Origin of the sequence: Umezawaea beigongshangensis, from assembly GCF_016464305.1 — a bacterium.
Lineage (GTDB): Bacteria > Actinomycetota > Actinomycetes > Mycobacteriales > Pseudonocardiaceae > Umezawaea_A > Umezawaea_A beigongshangensis.
Genome location: NZ_JAEIOJ010000004.1, coordinates 106,925 through 127,075 on the forward strand (window position 1 = coordinate 106,925; position 20,151 = coordinate 127,075).

18 protein-coding genes are annotated in these 20,151 nt (G+C 72.1%); 12 read left to right on the forward strand and 6 right to left on the reverse strand.

Going from position 1 to position 20,151, the window contains the following annotated elements; all coding sequences use genetic code 11:
- Positions 1-1,662: a DNA repair helicase XPB gene (locus IMZ35_RS12160; RefSeq protein ID WP_199441141.1), complete on the reverse strand. Its 1,662-nt coding sequence runs from the start codon at positions 1,660-1,662 to the stop codon at positions 1-3.
- Positions 1,663-1,823: 161 nt separating this feature from the next.
- On the opposite strand from IMZ35_RS12160, the gene IMZ35_RS12165 reads away from it, so the two are divergent.
- A complete protein-coding gene (locus IMZ35_RS12165; protein ID WP_199441142.1) occupies positions 1,824-2,306 on the forward strand; it encodes an LppU/SCO3897 family protein in 483 nt (160 codons plus the stop codon).
- Between the two features lie 90 nt (positions 2,307-2,396).
- Positions 2,397-3,185 carry an LppU/SCO3897 family protein gene (locus tag IMZ35_RS12170; protein WP_199441143.1) on the forward strand — a complete coding sequence of 263 codons (789 nt, stop codon included), beginning with the start codon at positions 2,397-2,399 and terminating at the stop codon, positions 3,183-3,185.
- 49 nt (positions 3,186-3,234) lie between these two features.
- On the opposite strand, the gene IMZ35_RS12175 is transcribed toward IMZ35_RS12170, so the two are convergent.
- On the reverse strand, positions 3,235-4,227 hold the full coding sequence (locus IMZ35_RS12175) for an ABC transporter substrate-binding protein (protein ID WP_199441144.1): 993 nt from the start codon (positions 4,225-4,227) through the stop codon (positions 3,235-3,237).
- 489 nt (positions 4,228-4,716) lie between these two features.
- Here IMZ35_RS12175 and IMZ35_RS12180 point away from each other — a divergent pair, with 489 nt between their 5' ends.
- From IMZ35_RS12180 to IMZ35_RS12195, 4 genes are read left to right on the forward strand one after another with little or no spacing between them, the layout of a single operon-like run.
- Complete coding sequence (locus tag IMZ35_RS12180; protein WP_307867975.1) at positions 4,717-7,953, forward strand: sensor histidine kinase; 3,237 nt, start codon at positions 4,717-4,719, stop codon at positions 7,951-7,953.
- Positions 7,950-8,369 (forward strand): roadblock/LC7 domain-containing protein, encoded by a 420-nt coding sequence (locus IMZ35_RS12185; RefSeq protein ID WP_199441146.1) that lies wholly within the window; start codon positions 7,950-7,952, stop codon positions 8,367-8,369. The genes IMZ35_RS12180 and IMZ35_RS12185 overlap by 4 nt, the downstream gene beginning before the upstream one ends.
- A 30-nt stretch (positions 8,370-8,399) precedes the next feature.
- Positions 8,400-9,170, forward strand: coding sequence for a DUF742 domain-containing protein (locus tag IMZ35_RS12190; RefSeq protein WP_229371731.1), 771 nt, complete (start codon positions 8,400-8,402; stop codon positions 9,168-9,170).
- A complete protein-coding gene (locus IMZ35_RS12195) occupies positions 9,151-9,753 on the forward strand; it encodes a GTP-binding protein (protein WP_199441147.1) in 603 nt (200 codons plus the stop codon). The genes IMZ35_RS12190 and IMZ35_RS12195 overlap by 20 nt, the downstream gene beginning before the upstream one ends.
- A 142-nt stretch (positions 9,754-9,895) precedes the next feature.
- Here the strand turns inward: IMZ35_RS12195 and IMZ35_RS12200 are convergent, their stop codons facing one another.
- Complete coding sequence (locus tag IMZ35_RS12200; RefSeq protein ID WP_199441148.1) at positions 9,896-12,160, reverse strand: helicase-associated domain-containing protein; 2,265 nt, start codon at positions 12,158-12,160, stop codon at positions 9,896-9,898.
- Positions 12,161-12,235: 75 nt separating this feature from the next.
- Between IMZ35_RS12200 and IMZ35_RS12205 the strand changes: the two genes are divergently transcribed.
- The 4 genes from IMZ35_RS12205 to IMZ35_RS12220 all read left to right on the forward strand — a co-directional run bounded on the left by IMZ35_RS12205 (position 12,236) and on the right by IMZ35_RS12220 (position 15,418).
- On the forward strand, positions 12,236-12,418 hold the full coding sequence (locus tag IMZ35_RS12205; protein ID WP_199441149.1) for a hypothetical protein: 183 nt from the start codon (positions 12,236-12,238) through the stop codon (positions 12,416-12,418).
- A 135-nt stretch (positions 12,419-12,553) separates the two neighbouring features.
- Positions 12,554-13,942, forward strand: a complete 1,389-nt coding sequence (locus tag IMZ35_RS12210) for an NAD-dependent malic enzyme (protein ID WP_199441150.1) — start codon at positions 12,554-12,556, stop codon at positions 13,940-13,942.
- A 55-nt stretch (positions 13,943-13,997) separates the two neighbouring features.
- Positions 13,998-14,480, forward strand: a complete 483-nt coding sequence (gene moaC, locus IMZ35_RS12215; protein ID WP_199441151.1) for a cyclic pyranopterin monophosphate synthase MoaC — start codon at positions 13,998-14,000, stop codon at positions 14,478-14,480.
- Entirely contained in the window at positions 14,477-15,418 is a 942-nt protein-coding gene (locus IMZ35_RS12220) for a molybdenum cofactor biosynthesis protein MoaE (RefSeq protein ID WP_199441152.1), read from the forward strand. Before moaC ends, IMZ35_RS12220 begins: the two co-directional genes overlap by 4 nt.
- Positions 15,419-15,605: 187 nt before the next feature.
- Here IMZ35_RS12220 and IMZ35_RS12225 read toward each other — a convergent pair whose 3' ends face one another.
- The 3 genes from IMZ35_RS12225 to moaA form a co-directional block, all read right to left on the reverse strand.
- Complete coding sequence (locus IMZ35_RS12225) at positions 15,606-16,307, reverse strand: LysM peptidoglycan-binding domain-containing protein (protein ID WP_199441153.1); 702 nt, start codon at positions 16,305-16,307, stop codon at positions 15,606-15,608.
- 464 nt (positions 16,308-16,771) lie between these two features.
- A complete protein-coding gene (locus IMZ35_RS12230) occupies positions 16,772-17,026 on the reverse strand; it encodes a MoaD/ThiS family protein (protein ID WP_199441154.1) in 255 nt (84 codons plus the stop codon).
- A 2-nt stretch (positions 17,027-17,028) separates the two neighbouring features.
- The gene (moaA, locus tag IMZ35_RS12235; protein WP_199441155.1) at positions 17,029-18,087 is read right to left on the reverse strand and encodes a GTP 3',8-cyclase MoaA; all 1,059 of its coding nucleotides are present in this window, start codon (positions 18,085-18,087) and stop codon (positions 17,029-17,031) included.
- A gap of 239 nt (positions 18,088-18,326) precedes the next feature.
- On the opposite strand from moaA, the gene IMZ35_RS12240 reads away from it, so the two are divergent.
- Together IMZ35_RS12240 and IMZ35_RS12245 are read left to right on the forward strand one after the other, a co-directional pair.
- Positions 18,327-19,148 carry an HAD-IIA family hydrolase gene (locus IMZ35_RS12240; protein WP_199441156.1) on the forward strand — a complete coding sequence of 274 codons (822 nt, stop codon included), beginning with the start codon at positions 18,327-18,329 and terminating at the stop codon, positions 19,146-19,148.
- A gap of 110 nt (positions 19,149-19,258) precedes the next feature.
- A complete protein-coding gene (locus tag IMZ35_RS12245; RefSeq protein WP_307867977.1) occupies positions 19,259-20,101 on the forward strand; it encodes a metallophosphoesterase in 843 nt (280 codons plus the stop codon).
- Positions 20,102-20,151: the final 50 nt, after the last annotated feature.

The window sequence follows — 20,151 nt, forward strand, 5'->3', positions numbered from 1 at the left end:
TCAGCCCACCTCGGGCAGCTTCGGGCCCAGCAGGTCGTCCGCGTCGACGATCTTGTACGCGTAGCCCTGCTCGGCGAGGAACCGCTGCCGGTGCGCCGCGTAGTCGGTGTCGAGCGTGTCGCGGGAGACCACCGAGTAGAAGTGCGCCTGCCTGCCGTCGCCCTTGGGGCGCAGCAGGCGGCCCAGCCGCTGGGCCTCCTCCTGCCGCGAGCCGAACGTGCCGGACACCTGCACGGCGACCGACGCCTCCGGCAGGTCGATGGAGAAGTTCGCGACCTTCGACACGACCAGCGTGCGCAGCTCACCCCGGCGGAACCGGTCGAACAGGACCTCGCGCTCCTTGTTCTTCGTCGACCCCTGGATCACCGGCGCGTCCAGCGCCGCGCCCAGGTCGTCGAGCTGGTCGAGGTACGCGCCGATCACCAGCGTCGGCTCGTCCGGGTGCCGGTCGAGGATCGCCCTGACCACGGGCAGCTTCGTGTCGGCCGTGGAGCACAGCTTGTAGCGCTCCTCCGGCTCGGCCGTCGCGTAGGTCAGCCGCTCGTTGTCGGTCAGCGTCACCCGGACCTCGGTGCACTCGGCCGGCGCGATCCAGCCCTGCGCCTCGATGTCGCGCCACGGCACGTCGTACCGCTTGGGCCCGATCAGCGAGAACACGTCGCCCTCCTGGCCGTCCTCGCGCACCAGGGTCGCGGTCAGGCCGAGGCGGCGGCGGGACTGGAGGTCGGCCGTCATGCGGAACACCGGCGCGGGCAGCAGGTGCACCTCGTCGTAGACGATCAGGCCCCAGTCGCGGGAGTCGAACAGCTCCAGGTGCTTGTACTCGCCCTTCGACCTGCGGGTGATCACCTGGTAGGTCGCGATCGTGACCGGCCGGATCTCCTTGCGCTCGCCGGAGTACTCGCCGATCTCCTCCTCGGTCAGCGACGTGCGCGCGATCAGCTCGCGCTTCCACTGCCGCCCGGCGACGGTGTTCGTCACCAGGATCAGCGTCGTCGCGCCCGCCTCGGCCATCGCCGCCGCGCCGACCAGCGTCTTGCCCGCGCCGCAGGGCAGCACGACCACGCCGGAGCCGCCGGCCCAGAACGCCTGCGCCGCCCGCCGCTGGTAGTCGCGCAGCTCCCAGCCGTTCTCCTCCAGGGAGATCGGGTGGGCCTCGCCGTCGACGTACCCGGCGAGGTCCTCCGCGGGCCAGCCGACCTTGAGCAGCACCTGCTTGAGCCGGCCGCGCTCGCTGGGGTGCACGACCACGGTGTCGTCGTCGACGCGCGCGCCCAGCATCGGTGCGATCTTCTTGTGCCGCAGCACCTCCTCCAGCACCGCGCGGTCGATCGAGGTGAGCACGAGGCCGTGGGCCGGGTGCTGGGAGAGCTGGAGCCGGCCGAAGCGCCCCATCGTGTCCACGACGTCGACCAGCAGGGGCTGCGGGACCGGGTAGCGCGAGTAGCGGACCAGCGCGTCCACGACCTGCTCGGCGTCGTGACCGGCCGCGCGGGCGTTCCACAGCGCGAGCGGGGTGACGCGGTAGGTGTGCACGTGCTCCGGGGCGCGCTCCAGTTCCGCGAAGGGCGCGATGGCCGTGCGGGTCTCGTCCGCGAGGGGGTGGTCCACCTCCAGCAGGAGGGTCTTGTCGGACTGGACGATCAGAGGGCCGTCGGTCACGTGGGGGAACTCCTGTCGGTTGGCCGTCTTCCCAGTGTGGCAACACGCCGCAAGCCCGCGGGAATTCCCCGTCGCCCCGCGTGCCCGCGGGGGCACGGTGAGCAGCGGCCGTCCCACGATCCGGGGATTCACCGGCCGGGGGGAACGGTCGATGAACAGGGGTGAAGAAGTTCGGGTTGATCGCAGCGGTGCTCGTCGCACTCGTCGCCGTGCTGTACGTCATCGGGTCCGTCTCGAAGAACGCGGAGGAGGAGGCCGCCCGTGCGCGGGTCGGCGACTGCGCCAGCGTGTCCGAGGCGGACGGCAAGCGTCCCTACGAGCGCATCGACTGCTCCGCCGACCACGCCAACGTGAAGATCGCCACCATCGAGCCGCAGGGCGCGCGCTGCCCCTCCGGCGGCGCCCCCTACTCGACGTTCACCACGGACGTCGTGCTCTGCCTGATCCCCAACTTCGTCGAGGGCTCCTGCTACGGGCAGGACGAGCGCGCGGGCATCGTGAAGGTCTCGTGCGACGCGCCCCGCTCGGTGCGGATCACCAGGGCCGTCACCGGCACGGCCGAGGACGGCGTCTGCGGGAAGGACCGCAAGGTCGTGTTCCCGAAGCCCGTGCTCACGTTCTGCCTCGCCGAGAACGGAGGCTGACGCGGGAGCGCAACGATGCGGTGGAACCGCCCGCGCGCGACCCGCCGGAGGGCTAGGTTCCGCTCGCCAGCACAGCGAGAGGAACCGCACGTGACCACGCCTCCCCACCAGCCCCCGCCGGGTCAGTCGCCGGGGTTCCCGCCCCGGCCGGGCGGCCAGCAGCCGCAGCAGCCCTGGGGGCCGCCTCCCGGTGCGCCGCCGCAGCCGCAGTGGGGGCAGCAGCAGCCGTGGGTCGCCACTCCGCCGCAGGGAGCGCCCCCGCAGGACTGGAACCAGCAGAACCAGGGCTGGGCGCAGCAGCGACCGGGGCAGTACCCCGGCGGTCAGCACCCGGCGGGGCAGGTCCCCGGCGGGCAGCGACCCGCGTCCGGAGGCGGCCGGAAGCTCGCCCTCGCCGGAGTCGGCGTGATCGTGCTGGTGCTCGTGATCGTCGGCTTCAACGTCTGGGGCACCGGCGCGGGCGCCGCGAAGGCGGGCGAGTGCGTGAAGGTCACCAGCGCCAGCGCGTCGGACGCCGACGCGGAGAAGGTCGACTGCTCGGCACCGGACGCGTCCTACGAGGTGGCCGTGAACCTGGACAGCCGCACCGCGTCCTGCCCGGACGGCGACTACGCCGAGTACAGCCAGAAGGGCCGCCGCAGCAACGGGTACCGGCTGTGCCTGATGCTCAACGCCTCGGTGGGCGACTGCTTCACCGAGTCCGGCAGCACCGTCTTCGGCAGGACCGACAAGTCGGCCTGCACGTCGTCGTCCACGTTCAAGGTCGTCGAGGTGCTCGACCGCCGGGACGAGGCCGGTTGCCCGAACGAGGAGGGCGCTCTCGGCGTGCTCACCTACTCGCAGCCCCCGACGACGCTCTGCCTCGGCGAGCCCGTCTGACGCCGTGGCGGGCGGCCGCTCCAGCGGCCACCCGCCACGGCGGTGATCGTCAGCTCCGGGCGTCCGGCGGGATCAGCGACTGCACGTCCAAGCGGTTGGGGAGCACCTTCTCGTCCAGCATCATGTCCGCGACGCGCTGGAGGCGGACCGGGCTGAGCGACAGCGGGAAGGTGCCGACCGACACCAGCGCGGCGGTCTGCTGGTCGAGGTCCATGTACTCGCGCAGCGAGTCCTGCACGCTGATCTTGTCCGTCGACGCGAGCTGCTGCGCCTGCTGGAGGACCGACCGGAAGACCCTCAGCGTCTCGGGGTTCTCGTCGGCGAACTTCTTCGACGACGCGTAGCCGGACATCGGGAAGTCCACCGTCGGGCCGCGCGCGGTGTCGGTCACGATCTTCGCGCCGATGCTCGTCTGCACCCTGGTGATGTACGGCTCGATCATCCACGCGGCGTCGACCGTGCCCGAGTTCAGCGCGTCCGCCATCTGGTCGAACGGCATCTCGTTCGCGACGATCCGGCCCTTCTCCACGCCGGCGGTGCCCAGCACCGCCTTGGTCGTGAGCATGCCGACGTCCTGGTCGTCCGGCACCGCGATCCTCGGGTTCGCGTCGTCCGACGGCCCGTTGTAGGGCGAGCTCGGCCCGGCGACGAGGGCCATCGTGTTGCTGCCGGCCTGGTACGCCTCGCCCTGGATCTGAAGCTCCTTGCCGTCGTTGCCGATGGCGCGGAACAGGTTGACGTGGCTCGCCCAGGCGACGTCCAGCGTCGTGTCGAGCTGGTTGATCCCCTCCAGCTCGCTGCTCTCGTCGACCAGGTCGACGGTGAGCCCGGCCCGTTCGAACAGGCCCTGCTCCTTGGCGATCTGCAACGGGGCCACGTCGACGACCTGGAGGTAGCCGACGCGCAGCGTGTTGCGCTCCATCTGCGGGTTCTCGCCGTCACCGGACCCCGGCAGCAGGCTGCAACCGGCGCTCGCGGTGAGGGTGGCGACGCTCGCGAGAATCGCGGCGGCACGTCGCAGAACATGCGCTCGGGTAGCCATGAAACCTCTCGCCTGCTGTCCTCGGGTGAGTCGAGTTGGTGGGTGACGGTCGCCACAGGTCATAATGATCGAGGTCCGAAACGGAGCAACGGTCGTGGTGGGGCGTACCGACAACCGGGGATGTTAACCACCCGGACGTGTGAAACGACAGCCCATGTCGATACGGTCCGTGCTTCCAGAGGCTTCCCCGGAGCGGAATTGCCCATTACGCTCCCCGCCGGGTGGCACAAGGTCCAAGCGGACCATCGTGCCCCGGTCCGGGGGTGGTGGGGTGTCGAACCGACGTCGCCGCTCCGGGGCTGCAGTTCGGCCCGATTTTCGAGTCCAAGCTTCGGTCCAGGGGGAGTGGCCGGGGACACTGCTGCCGGAAGAGGAAGCACCAGGGTGGCCCGACGAGAAAGAGGTCCCAGCCAGACCGGCGTGGGGTTGTCACCGCGTTCCGGAAGGCCCGAATCGGGTGACGGGTTGGCTGCGCCGAGTGATGGAAACGTGACTGAGTCAACCGGGTACGGCACGACCGACGTGCGTGAGAAGAGCTCGACCAGCACCGACGAGGCACGGAGGTCCCGCGCTGCGACGTGGCGCCTGAAGAACTGGCGTCTGCGCACCAAGTTGTTCGCGGTGCTCGCCATTCCGACCATCTGCGCTCTCGCGCTGGGCGGACTGCGCGTCTACACCGATCTCGACGAGGCCGAAGGTCTCGCGCAGCTCGCCAACCAGGTTCGCCTGGAGGACGCCGTGGGCGACCTCGTGCAGCAGCTCCAGCGCGAGCGCGACCTGAGCGCGGACTACGTCGCGTCCGGCAGGAGGGTCGAGCGCATCGTGCTCGACCGCCAGCTCAAGCGGGTGAACGACGCGCAGGCGGAGCTGGACGACAGGATCTCCGAACTGAGCGGCGACCTGGACCCGGTGGTGGCCGAGCGCTACCGCAGGGCCTCGGACCAGCTCGCGCGGCTGAACAGCCTGCGCACCGCGGTGATCGACACCAGCTACCCCTCGGAGGCCGTGCTGCGCACGTACTCCGAGTCGGTGGAGAGCCTGCTCGACCTCGGTGAGCAGGCCATCGCGGACATCGACGACCCGGTTCTGGTGCGACTGCACCTCGCGACGAACGCCATCGCGCGCATCAAGGAGCAGGAGTCCCGCAAGCGCGGCATCCTCCTCGACGTCTTCCAGCGCCAGCAGTTCATCGGCGACCAGGAGCGTCAGCTCCTCGCCGCGGACGCCGAGCTGGACGCCGCGCGCAACGACTTCCGCAAGTCGGCGACCGCGGAGCAGGCCAGGATCTACGACGACACCGTCATCGGTCTCGTCGTCGACAACGCGCACGACATGCAGGAAGCGGCCCTGAGCCGGGTCCAGACCGGGAACGACGACTTCTCGGCGCTGTCGCCCAAGGACTGGGACATCGCGTCCACCCTGACGGTGAACCTGACCCGCGACGTCGAGAGCCTGCTGCTGGAGCAGTTGCAGACGGACTCCGACGACAAGGCCGCCGCCGCACGCGCCCGCGCCTTCCAGGACTCCGCACTGGTGCTGGGCGCACTGGCACTGGCGCTCGTCATGGCGCTGTTCGTGGCCCGCTCCATCCTCGGCCCGCTGCGCATCCTGCGCCGCACGGCCCTGGAGGTCGCGGACCACGGTCTGCCGGACGCGGTCGAGAGGATTCTCGCCGACCCGAACCCGCAGGAGGCGTCCAAGGGCGCCATCGCCCCGGTGCCCGTGCACACGAGGGAAGAGGTCGGTCAGGTCGCGAGGGCGTTCGACGCGGTCCACGGCGAGGCGGTCCGCCTGGCGGCCCAGCAGGCCCTGCTGCGCGACAACGTCAACGCCATGTTCGTCAACCTCTCCCGCCGCAGCCAGGCGCTCGTCGAGCGCCAGCTGAACCTGATCGACCGGCTGGAGCAGGACGAGCAGGACCCGGACCAGCTCGCGAGCCTGTTCGAGCTCGACCACCTCGCAACCCGCATGCGCCGCAACAGCGAGAACCTGCTGGTCCTCTCCGGCACGGACCTCTCCCGGCGCCTCACCAGGCCGGTCCCGGCCGCCGAGGTGCTCGGCGCCGCGGTCTCCGAGGTCGAGCAGTACGCCCGCGTGCAGGTCGGCCAGACCCCGGAGCTCACCGTCCAGGGTCGCGCCGTCAACGACCTCGTGCACCTCATCGCCGAGCTGCTGGACAACGCCACGGCGTTCTCCGACCCGGTGACGAAGGTCACGGTCCGCACGGCCCGCACCCGCAAGGGCGAGCTGGCGGTCGAGATCCACGACCGCGGCGTGGGCATGGGCGACCAGGAGATCGTCGACGCGAACGAGCGACTGGCCGACCCGCCGGACGTCGACGTCGCGGTCTCCCGCCGCATGGGCCTGTACGTGGTCGCGCGGCTGGCCAAGCGGCACGACATCAAGGTGCGGCTGCGGGCGAACGACGACATCGAGGGCGGCACCACCGCGCTCGTGATCGTGCCGGACACGCTGGTCGCGATGCCGGGCGCGAGCCCGCAGCCGATGGTCCAGCCGGAGCCGACCGCCGACTACAGCCACCCCGCGCAGCGGGCCAGCGGCATCGCCGGCGCGTTCACCAGCGCCGTGCCGAGGCTGGACGACCAGCCGAGCTTCCCGGCCCAGCCGGAGTTCCCGGTCAGCGTCGTGCAGAGCACCAACGGCTCGGCGACCGGCAGCTTCCCCGTCTTCGCGGAGACGCCGCAGGAGATCTCGCAGCCCTGGCTGCCGGTGTCCGGCGACGAGCTGGAGCAGTCGGGCGTCACCCCGCTGGAGCGGTCCGGCGTGAACGAGCTGCCGGAGCCGCAGGGCTCCTTCGGCGAGCCGACGCTGTTCACCGCCTACGAGGACCGCGGCGAGGACGCCGACGCGCCCTACGAGCAGGGCTTCGAGACGACGCAGTTCGCGCCGGCTCTCGGCCTGGACCAGGGGCTCGACCAGGGCGTGCAGCGCAACGGCACCTCCGACGCGGCCCGTGTCCAGCAGCGGGACGACGCTCCGACCGAGCGGCTGCCGATATACGAGGCCGTGCTGTCCCAGTGGTTCCAGGCCGTGGGCGGCGAGACCTCCGCGTCCACCGCACAGGCCGTGCCTCCCGCAGCGGAGCCGCAGGAGACCGCCGCCCCCGCACGGGAGGAGAAGCCGCTGCCGACGCGCAAGCCGAAGCCGGTGCCCGCCGTGGCACCCACCACGCAGGAGACGGTGCTGCCGTCGCGTCCGGAACCCGCGGCGAGCAGCGGATCGACCTCCGGGTCGTCCCTGCCGAAGCGGACCCCGGAGAGCAGGGCACCGGAGACCCGCGTCCCCGAGCCCGAGCCCGAGCCCGTCACCCCGGAGCCCACCGCTCCGGAACCCGTGCAGGAGCCCGTCGCTCGCGAGCGGGCGGAATTCCCCGAGCGGGCGGCGCGTTCAGCTGAGTCGGCGTGGCAGTCGCCCGCCGACGAGGGCTGGCACGCTGCTCAGGCGCTGCTGAGCAAGGCACCGGAGAGCAAGACGCCGGCGGGTCTGCCCAAGCGGACCCCGAAGGCGCAGCTCGTGCCCGGTTCAGCAGCACCGAAGCCGCAGTCGGCGCAGCAAGTGCAGCGGCCTCCGCTGCCCCCGCGGTCGCCAGATGCGATCCGCGGCCGGATGTCGAGCCTCCAACAGGGGGTCCGCCGTGGCCGGCACGCTTTGATCGACGCATACGCTGGTGACCAGTCCAGCCGGCAAGACGAGGAGCAGGAGTGACGACCGCAGCGCAGCCAGGCACCTTTGGTTGGCTTATCACCGACTTCGTGCGTCGGGTTCCCGGCGTTGCACACGCCGTCGTCGTGTCGGCGGACGGCTTGCTGCTCGCCGGCTCGCAGGGCCTGCCACGTGACCGCGCAGAACAGCTCTCGGCCGTGGCATCCGGTCTCGTCAGCCTCACGGCCGGCGCGGCCAGGTGCTTCGAGGCCGGGGTCGTGAACCAGACCGTGGTCGAGATGGAACGGGGTTACCTGTTCCTGATGTCCATCAGCGACGGTTCGTGCCTCGCCGTCCTGGCGGCACCCAACTGTGACATCGGTCTGGTTGCCTACGAGATGACACTGCTGGTCGAGAGAGTCGGCCAGCAGCTCACCCCGGAGCTGCGTGCCCAGCTCCAGGGTGTGGTTCGCCGGTAGTCGTCCGATGACCGCGGGGGTGACTAGTAAATGGCTGAACGCCCTGGCGCCGGTGGCCGTCGCTTCGGTAGGAACTTCAACTACCAGGAGTGGGCGGGCGGCGGCTTCCAGTTCGACGAGCCCGATGCTGGCCCCGCAGAGGACGAGAACGCCGGAAGCGCACGCAACACGTGGCACGAAGAGCCCGAGCACGCCGAGGGCGCAGGGGTCAGAGGCGCACGGGTCGAGGGCACAGGGCAGGGGCTAGACGACATGTCTCAGCGTGAGGTGAACGATTCGTCGTACGACTACGACGACGTCCCGAACCGGTTCGACATCGACGGGTACGGCAGCGGGCTGTTCGGTGGTCCCGGTGCCGACCTGTTCGGTACGCACGATCTGCCCAGCAGCGTGCCGGAGCAGACGCCGTACACGACCGGCCCCCAGCCGGTCGTTCGGCGCGAGGAGAACCCGGCCGCGGAGTCCGGGTCGCTGGTGCGTCCCTACACGCGTACCGGTGGCCGCACCCGACCGGACTACGATCTGGCGATCGAGGCACTGGTGTCCACCAGTGAGCGAGGGCTGGAACGTGATGCGGCGGTGCTCCCGGAGCACCGGTCGATCTGCGGGTTGTGCATCGACACCCGTTCGGTCGCCGAGATCGCCGCACTCATGCGACTGCCCCTCGGGGTCGCCCGGGTGCTCATCGGGGACATGGCCGGTGCTGGATTGGTTTTGATTCACCAGGGTGGCTTGGTCGTGGGGGACAGGCCTTCCATTGATTTCCTTGAGAGGGTGCTCAGTGGGCTTCGCAGGCTCTAGTCCCCAGGCCGAGGGCGTACGGAAGCCGACGACCTCCGCGAAGATCGTGGTGGCTGGTGGCTTCGGCGTGGGCAAGACGACGTTCGTCGGCTCGGTGTCCGAGATCGTTCCGTTGACCACGGAGGCGGTGATGACCGAGGCGAGTGCGGGCGTGGACGACCTGTCCGCGACGCCGAACAAGGTCACCACGACCGTGGCGATGGACTTCGGTCGTGTCTCGCTCGACCAGGACCTGATCCTGTACCTGTTCGGTACGCCGGGTCAGCACAGGTTCTGGTTCATGTGGGACGACCTCGTGCGCGGCGCGATCGGCGCGATCGTGCTGGTCGACACCCGCCGTCTCGCCGACGCGTTCGCCTCGATCGACTTCTTCGACGACCGGCAGCTGCCGTACGTGGTCGGGGTGAACTGCTTCGACGGTTTGCTCCACCACCGCATCGAGGACGTCCGAGAGGCGCTGACCATCGACCAGTCGGTCCCGATCGTCACGTGCGACGCGCGGAACCGGCAGTCGACCAAGCAGACGCTGATCACGTTGGTGGAACACGCCATGCGGCAGTGGATGTCCGTCCGCGCGGGCTGACGCGGAACCGCACGAACCCCGAGGGGCCGCTCCGACACCGGAGCGGCCCCTCGGCGTCGTGCCGGGTCGTGCGTCCGAGGTCTAGTCCGGCGGGGGCCGCCCCGGCACGGCCGGTGCCGGGCACGGACCTCCGGAACGCGGCCTAGTCGTCGACGAGCGCGACGGACGTGATCCGGTGCAGGGGGAAGCGGCGCACCTCGCCGTAGCTCACGTCCACGCCCTCCAGGACCCCGCCGCCGACGATCTGCGGCCGGACGACCCGCTCGGCGGCCGTGCCGTGCGAGTCGACGAAGCCGACCAGCACACCGCGCTGTTCCCGCGCGGCCCGCTGGAGCAGCGCGAGCGTCGCGGACGGGCCGGAGCCGAGGTTGGCCGGCACGGACACCCGCGTGCCGCGCGGCGTGCTCGCCGCCCGGTCACCGGCCCGCACGAGCCGCACCAGCTCGGAGAGCTGCTCGTCGCTCGCCGGGGGCGGTGAGACGGCCCGGCGGGCGCGGTTGCGGCCGGTGATCCGCCTGCCGCCGGGGCGCAGGTCCAGGACGCGGCCGTCCGGTCCCTCGGCCGACGGGGAGAACCCGGCGGCGCGCAGGGTGTCCAGCACGTCGGCCAGCGGGAGCGGGCCGACCAGCACGGTCGGGGCGATCCGGCGCAGTTCGAGCCGTTCGGCGATCGGGTGGGCGAGCACCTCGGCGATCAGCACGGGGTCGTCGCAGCGCAGGAACGCGCCGGCCGCTCCGCCGCGCAACCGGCCGTGCTTGCGGGCCGCGTCGTCGATCAGGTACGTCAGGGACTGCGGCACGGGCGTGCGCGAGCGGCTGCGGAACAGCTCCTGGAGCTCGGCCGCCGTGCGTCCGGAGTCCAGGGCGCGGCGCACGGAGTTCTCGCTCACCCGGTACACCGTGGCGCCCCCGGCCGACTCGACGTCGGCGACGGCGGCCATGTCCTCGGCCAGCTCCGGCTCCAGCCGTCCGGGGGCCACCACGGTGAGGTCGGCCTGCACGAAGACGTGGTCGACCGGCTCGGGCAGCGCGTCGGCGAGCTGCTTGGCCGCCGGGCCGGGGCCCTGGTCGAGCAGCACCCGCCCGGCGCTGGTGGCCGCGCCGAGGGCGACGACGGCGAACGCGGTCGCCTCCTCGACGGTCCAGGCCACCAGTTCGTCGCGCAGCCGCCCGCCGCGCCGGGGCGCGCGCCAGGCGAGCACGGCGGCCAGCTCCCCGGTGCTCGGCGCGGCCGTGCCCGGCTCCAGCGCGGCCAGCGCCTCCAGCACGCGCCTGCGGTCGCGGGAGGCGCCGGGGTGGCGCAGCTCGTCGGCGAGGGGGTTGAGCAGCCGGTCGCGGTCGTCGCGCCGCCCGACGAGGCCGGGCAGCCGCGGCAGGTCCAGCCAGGCGGCGGCGAGCGCGGCCCAGCGCTGCTCCACGGGCGTCAGCAGCCACGCGTCGGCCTGCGTCGTGGGAACCCACTCGGGGTCGGTGCCCTCGCTGTCGGCGATCAGCCCGGCGTGCACGGCCACCTCGACGAGCAGCGCGGCCCGCCGCTCGTCGGCGTCCAGGTCCCTGGCGAGCTTGCGCAGCTCGCGCACGCCCAGGCCCCCGGAGCGCAGCACGGCGGGCGGGTCCTCCGACCAGCTCGCGACGAGCGTCTCGGTGTGCCGGAGCACCTCCAGCGCCTCCCCGGCGCCCGTGGCGTCCACGGTGGCGGGGTTCAGCGACGTGGTCCGCAGCGGCGGCTCGGTGACCTTGATCTCACCCATGGGGTGCGCGCCGCGCAGCGCCACGCCGATCTCGCGCGGCAGCTCGACGGTGGACGGGTCGCGGCGCAGCAGCACCTCGCGCGCCAGGAGCCGCTGCACGGGCGTCTCCGCGCGTTCCAGGGGCACGATCAGGGCCGCGTCCCGCGTCTGGCCGATCGGCTGACCGGAGGCCAGCGCCTCCAGCACCCGCCGCTCGCCCTCGTCGAGCCCGTCGACCAGTTCGGTGACGTTCGTCTCGGCGAGCTTCGGGGAGGAGCGGCCCAGGCCGCCGGGGAAGCGCGGCACCGCCTCGCGGGCGGCGGGCGGCACGCACAGCACGTCGTCGGCCCCCCAGACCAGGGCGCGGGAGCGCAGGGTCGCGACCGCCTGCTTGACCTGCTTCGCCCGCACGTCCCGGCCGAGCACCGCGGTCGCCGCCCGCAGCGGCACCGGGTCCACGTCGGCGTCCAGGACCAGCAGGGACTCCAGCACCGACAGCGTGAACGTGTCGAGGTCCTCGCAGGCCCGCGAGACGGACGCGCGGGTCCCCGTGCGGGTGGCGAGCACGGTGGTGTCCGCGGGAGGCGGCGTGGCCAGATCGGGCCGTGCGCGCAGCAGCGCCACGAGGGTGGCGTCGTCCTGCGCGCGCAGCCAGTCGGCCAGTGTGGTGCCGGACATCTGCACCACGGTATATGGCGCTGCCGGAGGTCTGGGGCACACTTGTCCGGACACAGGCACCACCGAGGAGGAATCGTGGCGAAGGCACGCCCCGAGCGCATCGACCCCAGCTGGCCGCAGGCTCCCGAGGGCGAGCACGCGGTGAGCGAGCTCGCGAGCGAGGTGCAGGGCGCGCAGTCCCCGTTCGGGCAGGTCGTGTTCCCGCTCCCCGCCGACGAGCTCGGCTACCAGCACCCGAGGACCGAGATCAACAGGTAGTCCTCCCGGCGCGCGCGGCGAGGACGTCCGCACCTCGCCGCGTGCTCCGGACCACACATCGAGCCGCCCGCGTTCTGCGAACGGGGCGGGACTACGCTCAAGACCTGCTTGAGCTGTGTCGATGTGGGAGGTTCGATGCCGGTCCCCGGCCCCGGGTACTCGATCACCGTTCGCCTGGAGGCCCCGCCCTCCGCGAGTGCCGCGGGTGATCTCACCAGCGCGGTCGGTCGCGCCGGTGGCGTGATCACCGCGTTCGACGTCGTGGAGTCGCACGCCGACCGCGTCGTCATCGACCTCACGTGCAACGCGCTCTCCGCGAACCACGCGAAGGACATCACCGACACCCTGGGGCTGCTGCCGGGGATCGAGGTCCGCAAGGTCTCCGACCGCACGTTCCTGGTCCACCTCGGCGGCAAGATCGAGATCAGCTCCAAGGTCCCGCTGCGCAACCGCGACGACCTCTCCCGCGCCTACACCCCCGGCGTCGCCAGGGTGTGCCAGGCCATCGCGGAGAACCCGGACGACGCGCGCCGCCTGACCATCAAGCGCAACACCGTCGCCGTGGTCACCGACGGCTCCGCGGTGCTGGGCCTGGGCAACCTCGGTCCCGCCGCGGCCCTGCCGGTCATGGAGGGCAAGGCGGCGCTGTTCAAGAAGTTCGCCGGCGTCGACGCCTGGCCGGTCTGCCTGGACACCCAGGACACCGAGGAGATCATCCGCACGGTCGAGCTGATCGCCCCCGTCTACGGCGGCATCAACCTGGAGGACATCGCGGCGCCGCGGTGCTTCGAGATCGAGGCCCGGCTGCGCGAGAAGCTCGACATCCCCGTCTTCCACGACGACCAGCACGGCACGGCGATCGTCGTCGTCGGCGCGCTGCGCAACGCCCTGCGGGTCGTCGGCAAGAAGATCTCCGACTGCAAGGTCGTCGTCTGCGGCGTCGGCGCGGCCGGGTCGGCCATCATCCGCCTGCTGTGCCAGCAGAGCCCCGGTGACGTCGTCGCCGTCGACGTGGACGGCATCGTCCACCGCGACCGCGAGGGCCTGGACAGCAACCTGGCGTCCATCGCCGCCCAGACCAACAAGCACAACGTCAGCGGGCGCCTGCACGACGCGCTCGTCGGCGCGGACGTCTTCATCGGCGTCTCGGCCCCGAACCTGTTCGGCGCCGAGCAGGTCGCGACGATGAACTCGGACGCCATCGTGTTCGCGCTGGCCAACCCGGACCCCGAGATCGACCCGATGGAGGCGCAGAAGCACGCCGCCGTCGTGGCCACGGGCCGCAGCGACTTCCCGAACCAGATCAACAACGTGCTGGCGTTCCCCGGCGTGTTCCGCGGGCTGCTGGACGCGCACGCCAGGACCATCGACGACTCGATGCTGCTGGCCGCCGCGCACGCCATCGCCGACGTCGTGGACGGCGACCGCCTCAACGCGTCGTTCATCGTGCCCAGCGTGTTCGACACGACGGTCGCGCCCGCCGTGGCCGAGGCCGTCCGCAAGGCCGTGTCCGAGCAGGTGTGAGGCCGTGCGGGCCGCCCCGCTCCGGCGGGCGGCCCGCACGCCTAGCATCGCTGTCATGAGCGAGCAGTTCACCCACCTCGACGCCAGCGGCGCCGCCCGCATGGTCGACGTCTCCGACAAGGTCCAGACCGCGCGCACGGCCGTGGCCACCGGTGTGGTCCGCACCACCGCCGAGGTGGTGGAGCTGCTCGGCTCCAGCGGACTGCCCAAGGGCGACGCGCTCGCCACGGCCAGGATCGCCGGGATCATGGCCGCGAAGCGGACCTCCGACCTCGTGCCGCTGTGCCACCCCATCTCGCTGTCGAGCGTGAAGGTGGACCTGGTCCTCGGCGCGGACGAGGTGCTGATCACCGCCACCGTGCGGACCACCGACCGCACCGGCGTCGAGATGGAGGCGCTGACCGCGGTGTCCGTCGCCGGTCTCGCGCTGCACGACATGATCAAGTCCGTGGACCCCGCCGCCACCCTGGACGCGGTCCGCGTCCAGCGCAAGGACGGCGGCAAGAGCGGCACGTGGACCCGACCGGAGGGCCGATGAACACCGCCCGCGTCATCACCGCCTCCAACCGCGCCTCGGCCGGTGTGTACGCCGACCGGGGAGGCCCGCTGATCGTGGAGTGGCTGCGGGGCCGCTCCTACGAGGTGGGCGAGCCCGTGGTCGTGCCGGACGGCGAGCCGGTGGCCGACGCGCTGCGACGGGCCGTGGCCGACGGGGTCGACGTGGTGATCACCACCGGCGGCACGGGCGTCAGCCCCACCGACCGGACCCCCGAGGCGACCCTCGGCGTGCTCGACCGGGAGGTGCCCGGCCTGGCCGACGCCATCCGCGCGGCGGGCTGGCCCGGCGTGCCGACCTCCGTGCTGTCGCGCGGCGTCGCCGGGGTCGCCGGCCGGACCCTCGTGGTGAACCTGCCCGGCTCGACCGGCGGGGTGCGCGACGGCCTGGAGGTCCTGGGCGGCGTGCTGGACCACGCCGTGGACCAGCTGCGAGGCGGGGACCACGCGCCCGCGCAGCCGCACCGGCACTCGCACGGGGCGGTGCACACCGGCCCGGCGGCCGTGCTGCGCGCCACCGTGACCGAGGAGCCGCTGTCGGTCGAGGAGCACGCCGCGCTCGTCGACGACGCCGGAGCGGGAGCCGTGGTGACGTTCGCGGGCGTCGTCCGGGACCACGACGGCGGTCGCTCCGTGCGCGAGCTGGAGTACCAGGCGCACCCCAGCGCGGCCGACGTCGTCGCCGACGTCGTCGCCGAGCTGGCCACCAGGCACAGCGGCGTGCGCGCCGTCGCCGTCACCCACCGGGTCGGCCCGCTCGGCATCGGCGACGTGGCGCTCGCCGTCGCCGTCGCCGCCGAGCACCGCCGGGAGGCGTTCGCCGCCTGCTCCGACCTGGTCGACGAGGTGAAGCTGCGTCTCCCCGTCTGGAAGCGCCAGGTCTTCACCGACGGCACGGACGAGTGGGTGAACTGCCCCTGACCCCGGCCTCGCCTTCGGCGAGGCGGTGAGGCCGCGCGCCCGCTGCGCGAGTTGAGCGCTCGGGCACCGCGAGTGGAGCGTTCGGGCACCGCGAGTGGAGCGTTCGCGGTTCGCCGGGGCCGTGCCCCTGCGCGCGGGACCCCCACCGCGAGGGGTGCGGTGGGGGTCCGGTGCTGCTGTGCGGGCCCTACTTGGTGGCGATCTTGTGGCCGACCATGATCAGGTCCGGGTTCGGCAGGAAGTCCTTGTTCTTCTCCGCCAGGGCCGTCCAGCCGCCCTCGATCTTCAGCTCGGACGCGATCTTCGACAGGGTGTCCCCGGCCTTGATCTCGTAGTCACCGTTCGGGTTCGACGTCGGCAGGGCCACCGTCACCGGCGCGGCCTGCTGCACGGGCGCCTGCTGCACGGGCGCCTGCTTCTGCACGGGCGCCTGCTTCTGCACCGGCGCCTGCTGCTGCACGGGGGCCTGCTGCTGCACGGGCGCCTGAGCGCGCTGCTGCTGGACCGGCGCGGCGCTACCGCCACCGCCGAGGCCCTTGGGGCCGCAGACGGGCCAGGCACCGATGCCCTGGGTCTGCATGACGCGCTCGGCGACGGCGATCTGCTCCTCGCGGGAAGCGTTCGCCGCACTGCCCTGGCCACCGTGGCCGGCCCAGGTCTGGGGGGAGAACTGGAGGCCACCGTAGTAGCCGTTGCCGGTGTTGATGGACCAGTTTCCGCCGCTCTCGCACGCGGCGACGGCGTCCCAGTTGACACCGGAACCCTCCGCGCTCGCCGTGCCGGCGGCGATGCTCAGCGGCGCTCCGACGATGGCGCCGGCGACGGCGACCTTCGCGAATCCGCGAGCGGTGTTGGACATCTTGCGGTGCTTGCCTCGGTAAAGAGCCATTTCCCTCTCGGCCTGCTGCACCTGCACGACGTGCTCGGGTTCGGGCCCGGAGTGCTCGTCAGTCCCTGTCCAGCAGAGTTCTCTCGCTCGGGGTATGTGCCGGGAACCGCTTGGACAGGGCTCGGTGCTCGGTCCCGGTGGTGCTCTGGCTGGATTCGGGGCCAGCCGATTAGCGACCGTACGTAACCGGAGCCGGGACGCCAAACGGTAGCGGGTGTGACCCAAGTCATAGTAACGCGGCGCTACGTCAGTCGATCACCCATGTTTTCGCAGGTAGGAGCGCCGTTATCGGTCTGTTTCCGTTCTGAGACCATTCAGAATTGATCACAGTAGGTGAGGCGTGGCTCACGCTTCCGAGGGCACTCTTGAGCTGACCGTGACTGTCTCACTAGCCGTGAATCACCCGGCGGAGGAGATCGACGAGGGGTTGAGATCCGCTCCGGAGGGGTACCGATCAATCGCGGTCAGCCACCGGCGAACGGAGGGAGCACGTCCAGCAGCGCCCCCGGTGGCACCGGCGCGGACCGGTCCCGCACGGCCACGCCGTCCAGCAGGAAGCTGGAGGCGGTCAGCACGCGCGCGAGCGCGTCGCCGTGGCGGTCGCGCACCGCCGACAGCGCGTCGGCCACGGTCGGCTCACCCGGCAGTTCGACGCTCTCGTCCTGCACGCCCGCGGCGGCGCGCGCCCCCGCGAAGTACCGCACGGTCACCCGCGTCACCCTCAGCCCCCGATCGCGCTCATGGGCCGGTCGGGCTGGTCGAACCCGGCCCGGTTGATCCCGTGCCCCGCCGCCTTGGCCCACATCGTGCCCCGCCACAGGTCCGCGATCTCCTCGTCGGTCGCCCCGGCCCGCAGCGGTGCCCGCAGGTCCGTCTCGCTCGTGCTGAACAGGCAGTTGCGCAGCTGTCCGTCCGCGGTGAGCCTCGTGCGGTCGCACGCGGCGCAGAACGGCCGGGTCACCGACGCGATCACGCCGACGACCGCGGGACCGCCGTCGACCAGCCACCGCTCGGCTGGTGCGCCCCCGCGATCCGTCGACTCCGGCGCGAGGGTGAACTCGCGGCCGAGCGCGTCGAGGATCTCCTCCGCCGTCACCATGCTCGACCGGTCCCAGCCGTGCTGGGGGTCCAGCGGCATCTGCTCGATGAAGCGGAGCTGGTAGCCGTTCTCCAGCGCGAAGCGCAGCAGGGGGACGGCCTCGTCGTCGTTCACCCCGCGCAGCAGCACCGAGTTGACCTTCACCGGGGTCAGCCCCGCGTCGCGCGCCGCGGCCATGCCGGCGAACACGTCGGAGATGCGGTCGCGCCTGGTCATCTCGTGGAACCGCGCCGGGTCCAGGGTGTCCAGCGACACGTTCACCCGGTCCAGCCCGGCCTCGGCGAGTCCCGCCGCACGCTTGGCGAGGGTGATGCCGTTGGTCGTCATGGACGTATTCGGCCTCGGGGAGAGCGCGGTGGTGGCGGCGATCACCTTCTCGATGCCGGGTCGCAGCAGCGGTTCGCCACCGGTGAACCGCACGTCCGTCACACCGAGCCGCGTCACCGCGATCGAGACGAGCCGGGCCAGTTCGTCGTCGCTCAGCAGTTCCGGCTTCGGCAGCCAGTCCAGCCCCTCGGCGGGCATGCAGTAGGTGCACCGCAGGTTGCAGCGGTCGGTCAGCGACACCCGCAGGTCCGTGGCCACCCGGCCGAAGCGGTCCACGAGGTGGGGCGATTCGGGTCGTGCGGACACGTCGGGCGCGCTGCGCACGACGGGGACTCCCAGGTTCACCGCAGTCACCTTCCCCAGAGTAATCCGCTGACACGGGCGAGTGGTGCTCCTGGAGCGACGGGTGCACGTCGGGTCACCGCGCGCAGCGGCGCCGCGCCTCTCGGCGCTGGAGCGCTCCGGCCACGTGCGGTGCCGGGGGAGCGCGCCGTGGCCGAGCGCTGCGACCGGGAGCTGATCGAGGAGTCCCGCGGGCACGTCGTCGGGTCGTGAGCTGGCCGCGCCCTCTCCAGCGGGTGAATCATGGGCGCATGTCGGAGAGCGAGCCCAAGCGCTGGAACTACCTGATGGACATGGACGGGGTCCTGGTGCACGAGGAGCACCTGATCCCCGGCGCGGACGAGTTCGTCGCCGAGCTGCGCGCGAACGAGGTCCCGTTCATGGTCCTGACCAACAACTCGATCTACACGCCCCGCGACCTGCGGGCCCGGTTGCTGCGCACGGGGCTCGACGTGCCCGAGTCGTCGATCTGGACGTCGGCGCTGGCGACGGCCAAGTTCCTCGACTCGCAGCGCCCCAACGGCTCCGCGTTCGTCATCGGCGAGGCCGGGCTGACCACCGCGCTGCACGAGGCCGGGTACGTCCTGACCGACCGCGACCCCGACTACGTGGTGCTGGGCGAGACCCGCACCTACAGCTTCACCGCCATCACCAGGGCCATCCGCCTGGTGGAGGAGGGCGCGAAGTTCATCGCGACCAACCCCGACGCGACCGGTCCGTCCCGCGAGGGCTCGCTGCCCGCCACCGGCGCGGTGGCCGCGCTGATCGAGCGCGCGTCCGGCCGTGCCCCGTACTACGTGGGCAAGCCGAACCCGCTGATGATGCGCTCGGCGCTGCGCGCGCTGGGCACGCACTCGGAGAACACCCTGATGATCGGCGACCGGATGGACACCGACGTCCGGTCGGGCCTGGAGGCCGGGTTGCAGACCGTCCTGGTGCTCAGCGGCATCTCGGCCGACTCCACGGCCGAGCTGTACCCGTTCCGGCCCACGAGGGTCGTCGGCTCCATCGCGGAACTGGTCGGCCACTCGGCCGATCCGTTCGCCGGGAAGCCCGCCGACGTGATCGGTTGAACCACCCGGCGTGATCGGACGGGTGCCGCGCGCGGTCGGCGGGCGACACCGCGGCTCCCGTCCCCTCCGCGTTTCGGCGCGGCACCGCCACTTCGCTTATCGTCGCTGCTGTGACCACCGACCCACGGCCTCTGCACGTGGTCGGCGACGTGCACGGGCACCTCGCCGAACTCGTCCACGCGCTGCACGACACCGGCCTGCTCGACGCGGAGGGCAACTGGGCCGGGGGGAACTCCGAGCTGTGGTTCCTGGGCGACTTCGTCGACCGCGGCCCCGACGGCGTGGGCGTGATCGAACTCGTCATGACGCTGTCGCGGCAGGCGGCCGAGGCGGGCGGCGCGGTGCACGCCCTCGTCGGCAACCACGAGATCCTGCTGCTGGGGATGCGCCGCTTCGGCGACGAGCAGGTGCCCGGCAGCCAGGGCCCGCGCAGCTTCGCCCGCAGCTGGCTGATCAACGGCGGTCTGCGCAGCGACCAGGACCGGCTGACCGACGAGCACGTCGCGTGGCTGACGAACTGCCCGGTGCTCGCCGTGGTCGACGACCACCTGCTGATGCACTCGGACACGACGGCGTACCTGGAGTGGGGCGGCACCGTCGAGGAGATCAACGACGCGGTGCGCGCCGTGCTGGCGAGCGACGACCTGAGCGAGTGGTGGGAGGTGTGGCGCAGGATGACGACGCGCTACGCCTTCCGCGGCCCGCACGGCTCGGACACCGTGGACCACGTGCTGGAGGCGCTGGGCGGCAGCCGGGTCGTGCACGGCCACAGCGTCATCGCCGACCAGATGGGCGTGCCGCCGGAGGAGATCGACGGCCCGCTCGTGTACGCCGACGGCAAGGTCGTGGCCGTGGACGCCGGGCTCTACAGCGGCGGCCCGTGCCTGGTCGTCCCCCTGCCCTACGAGGCCGGGCCGGGGGCCGGCGGCTCCGAGACGGTGACGGAGCGGTAGCCGCGGACGCGGCGCCCGCCCGGTCTCCCCGGATCGCGTTCCGGAGCGGC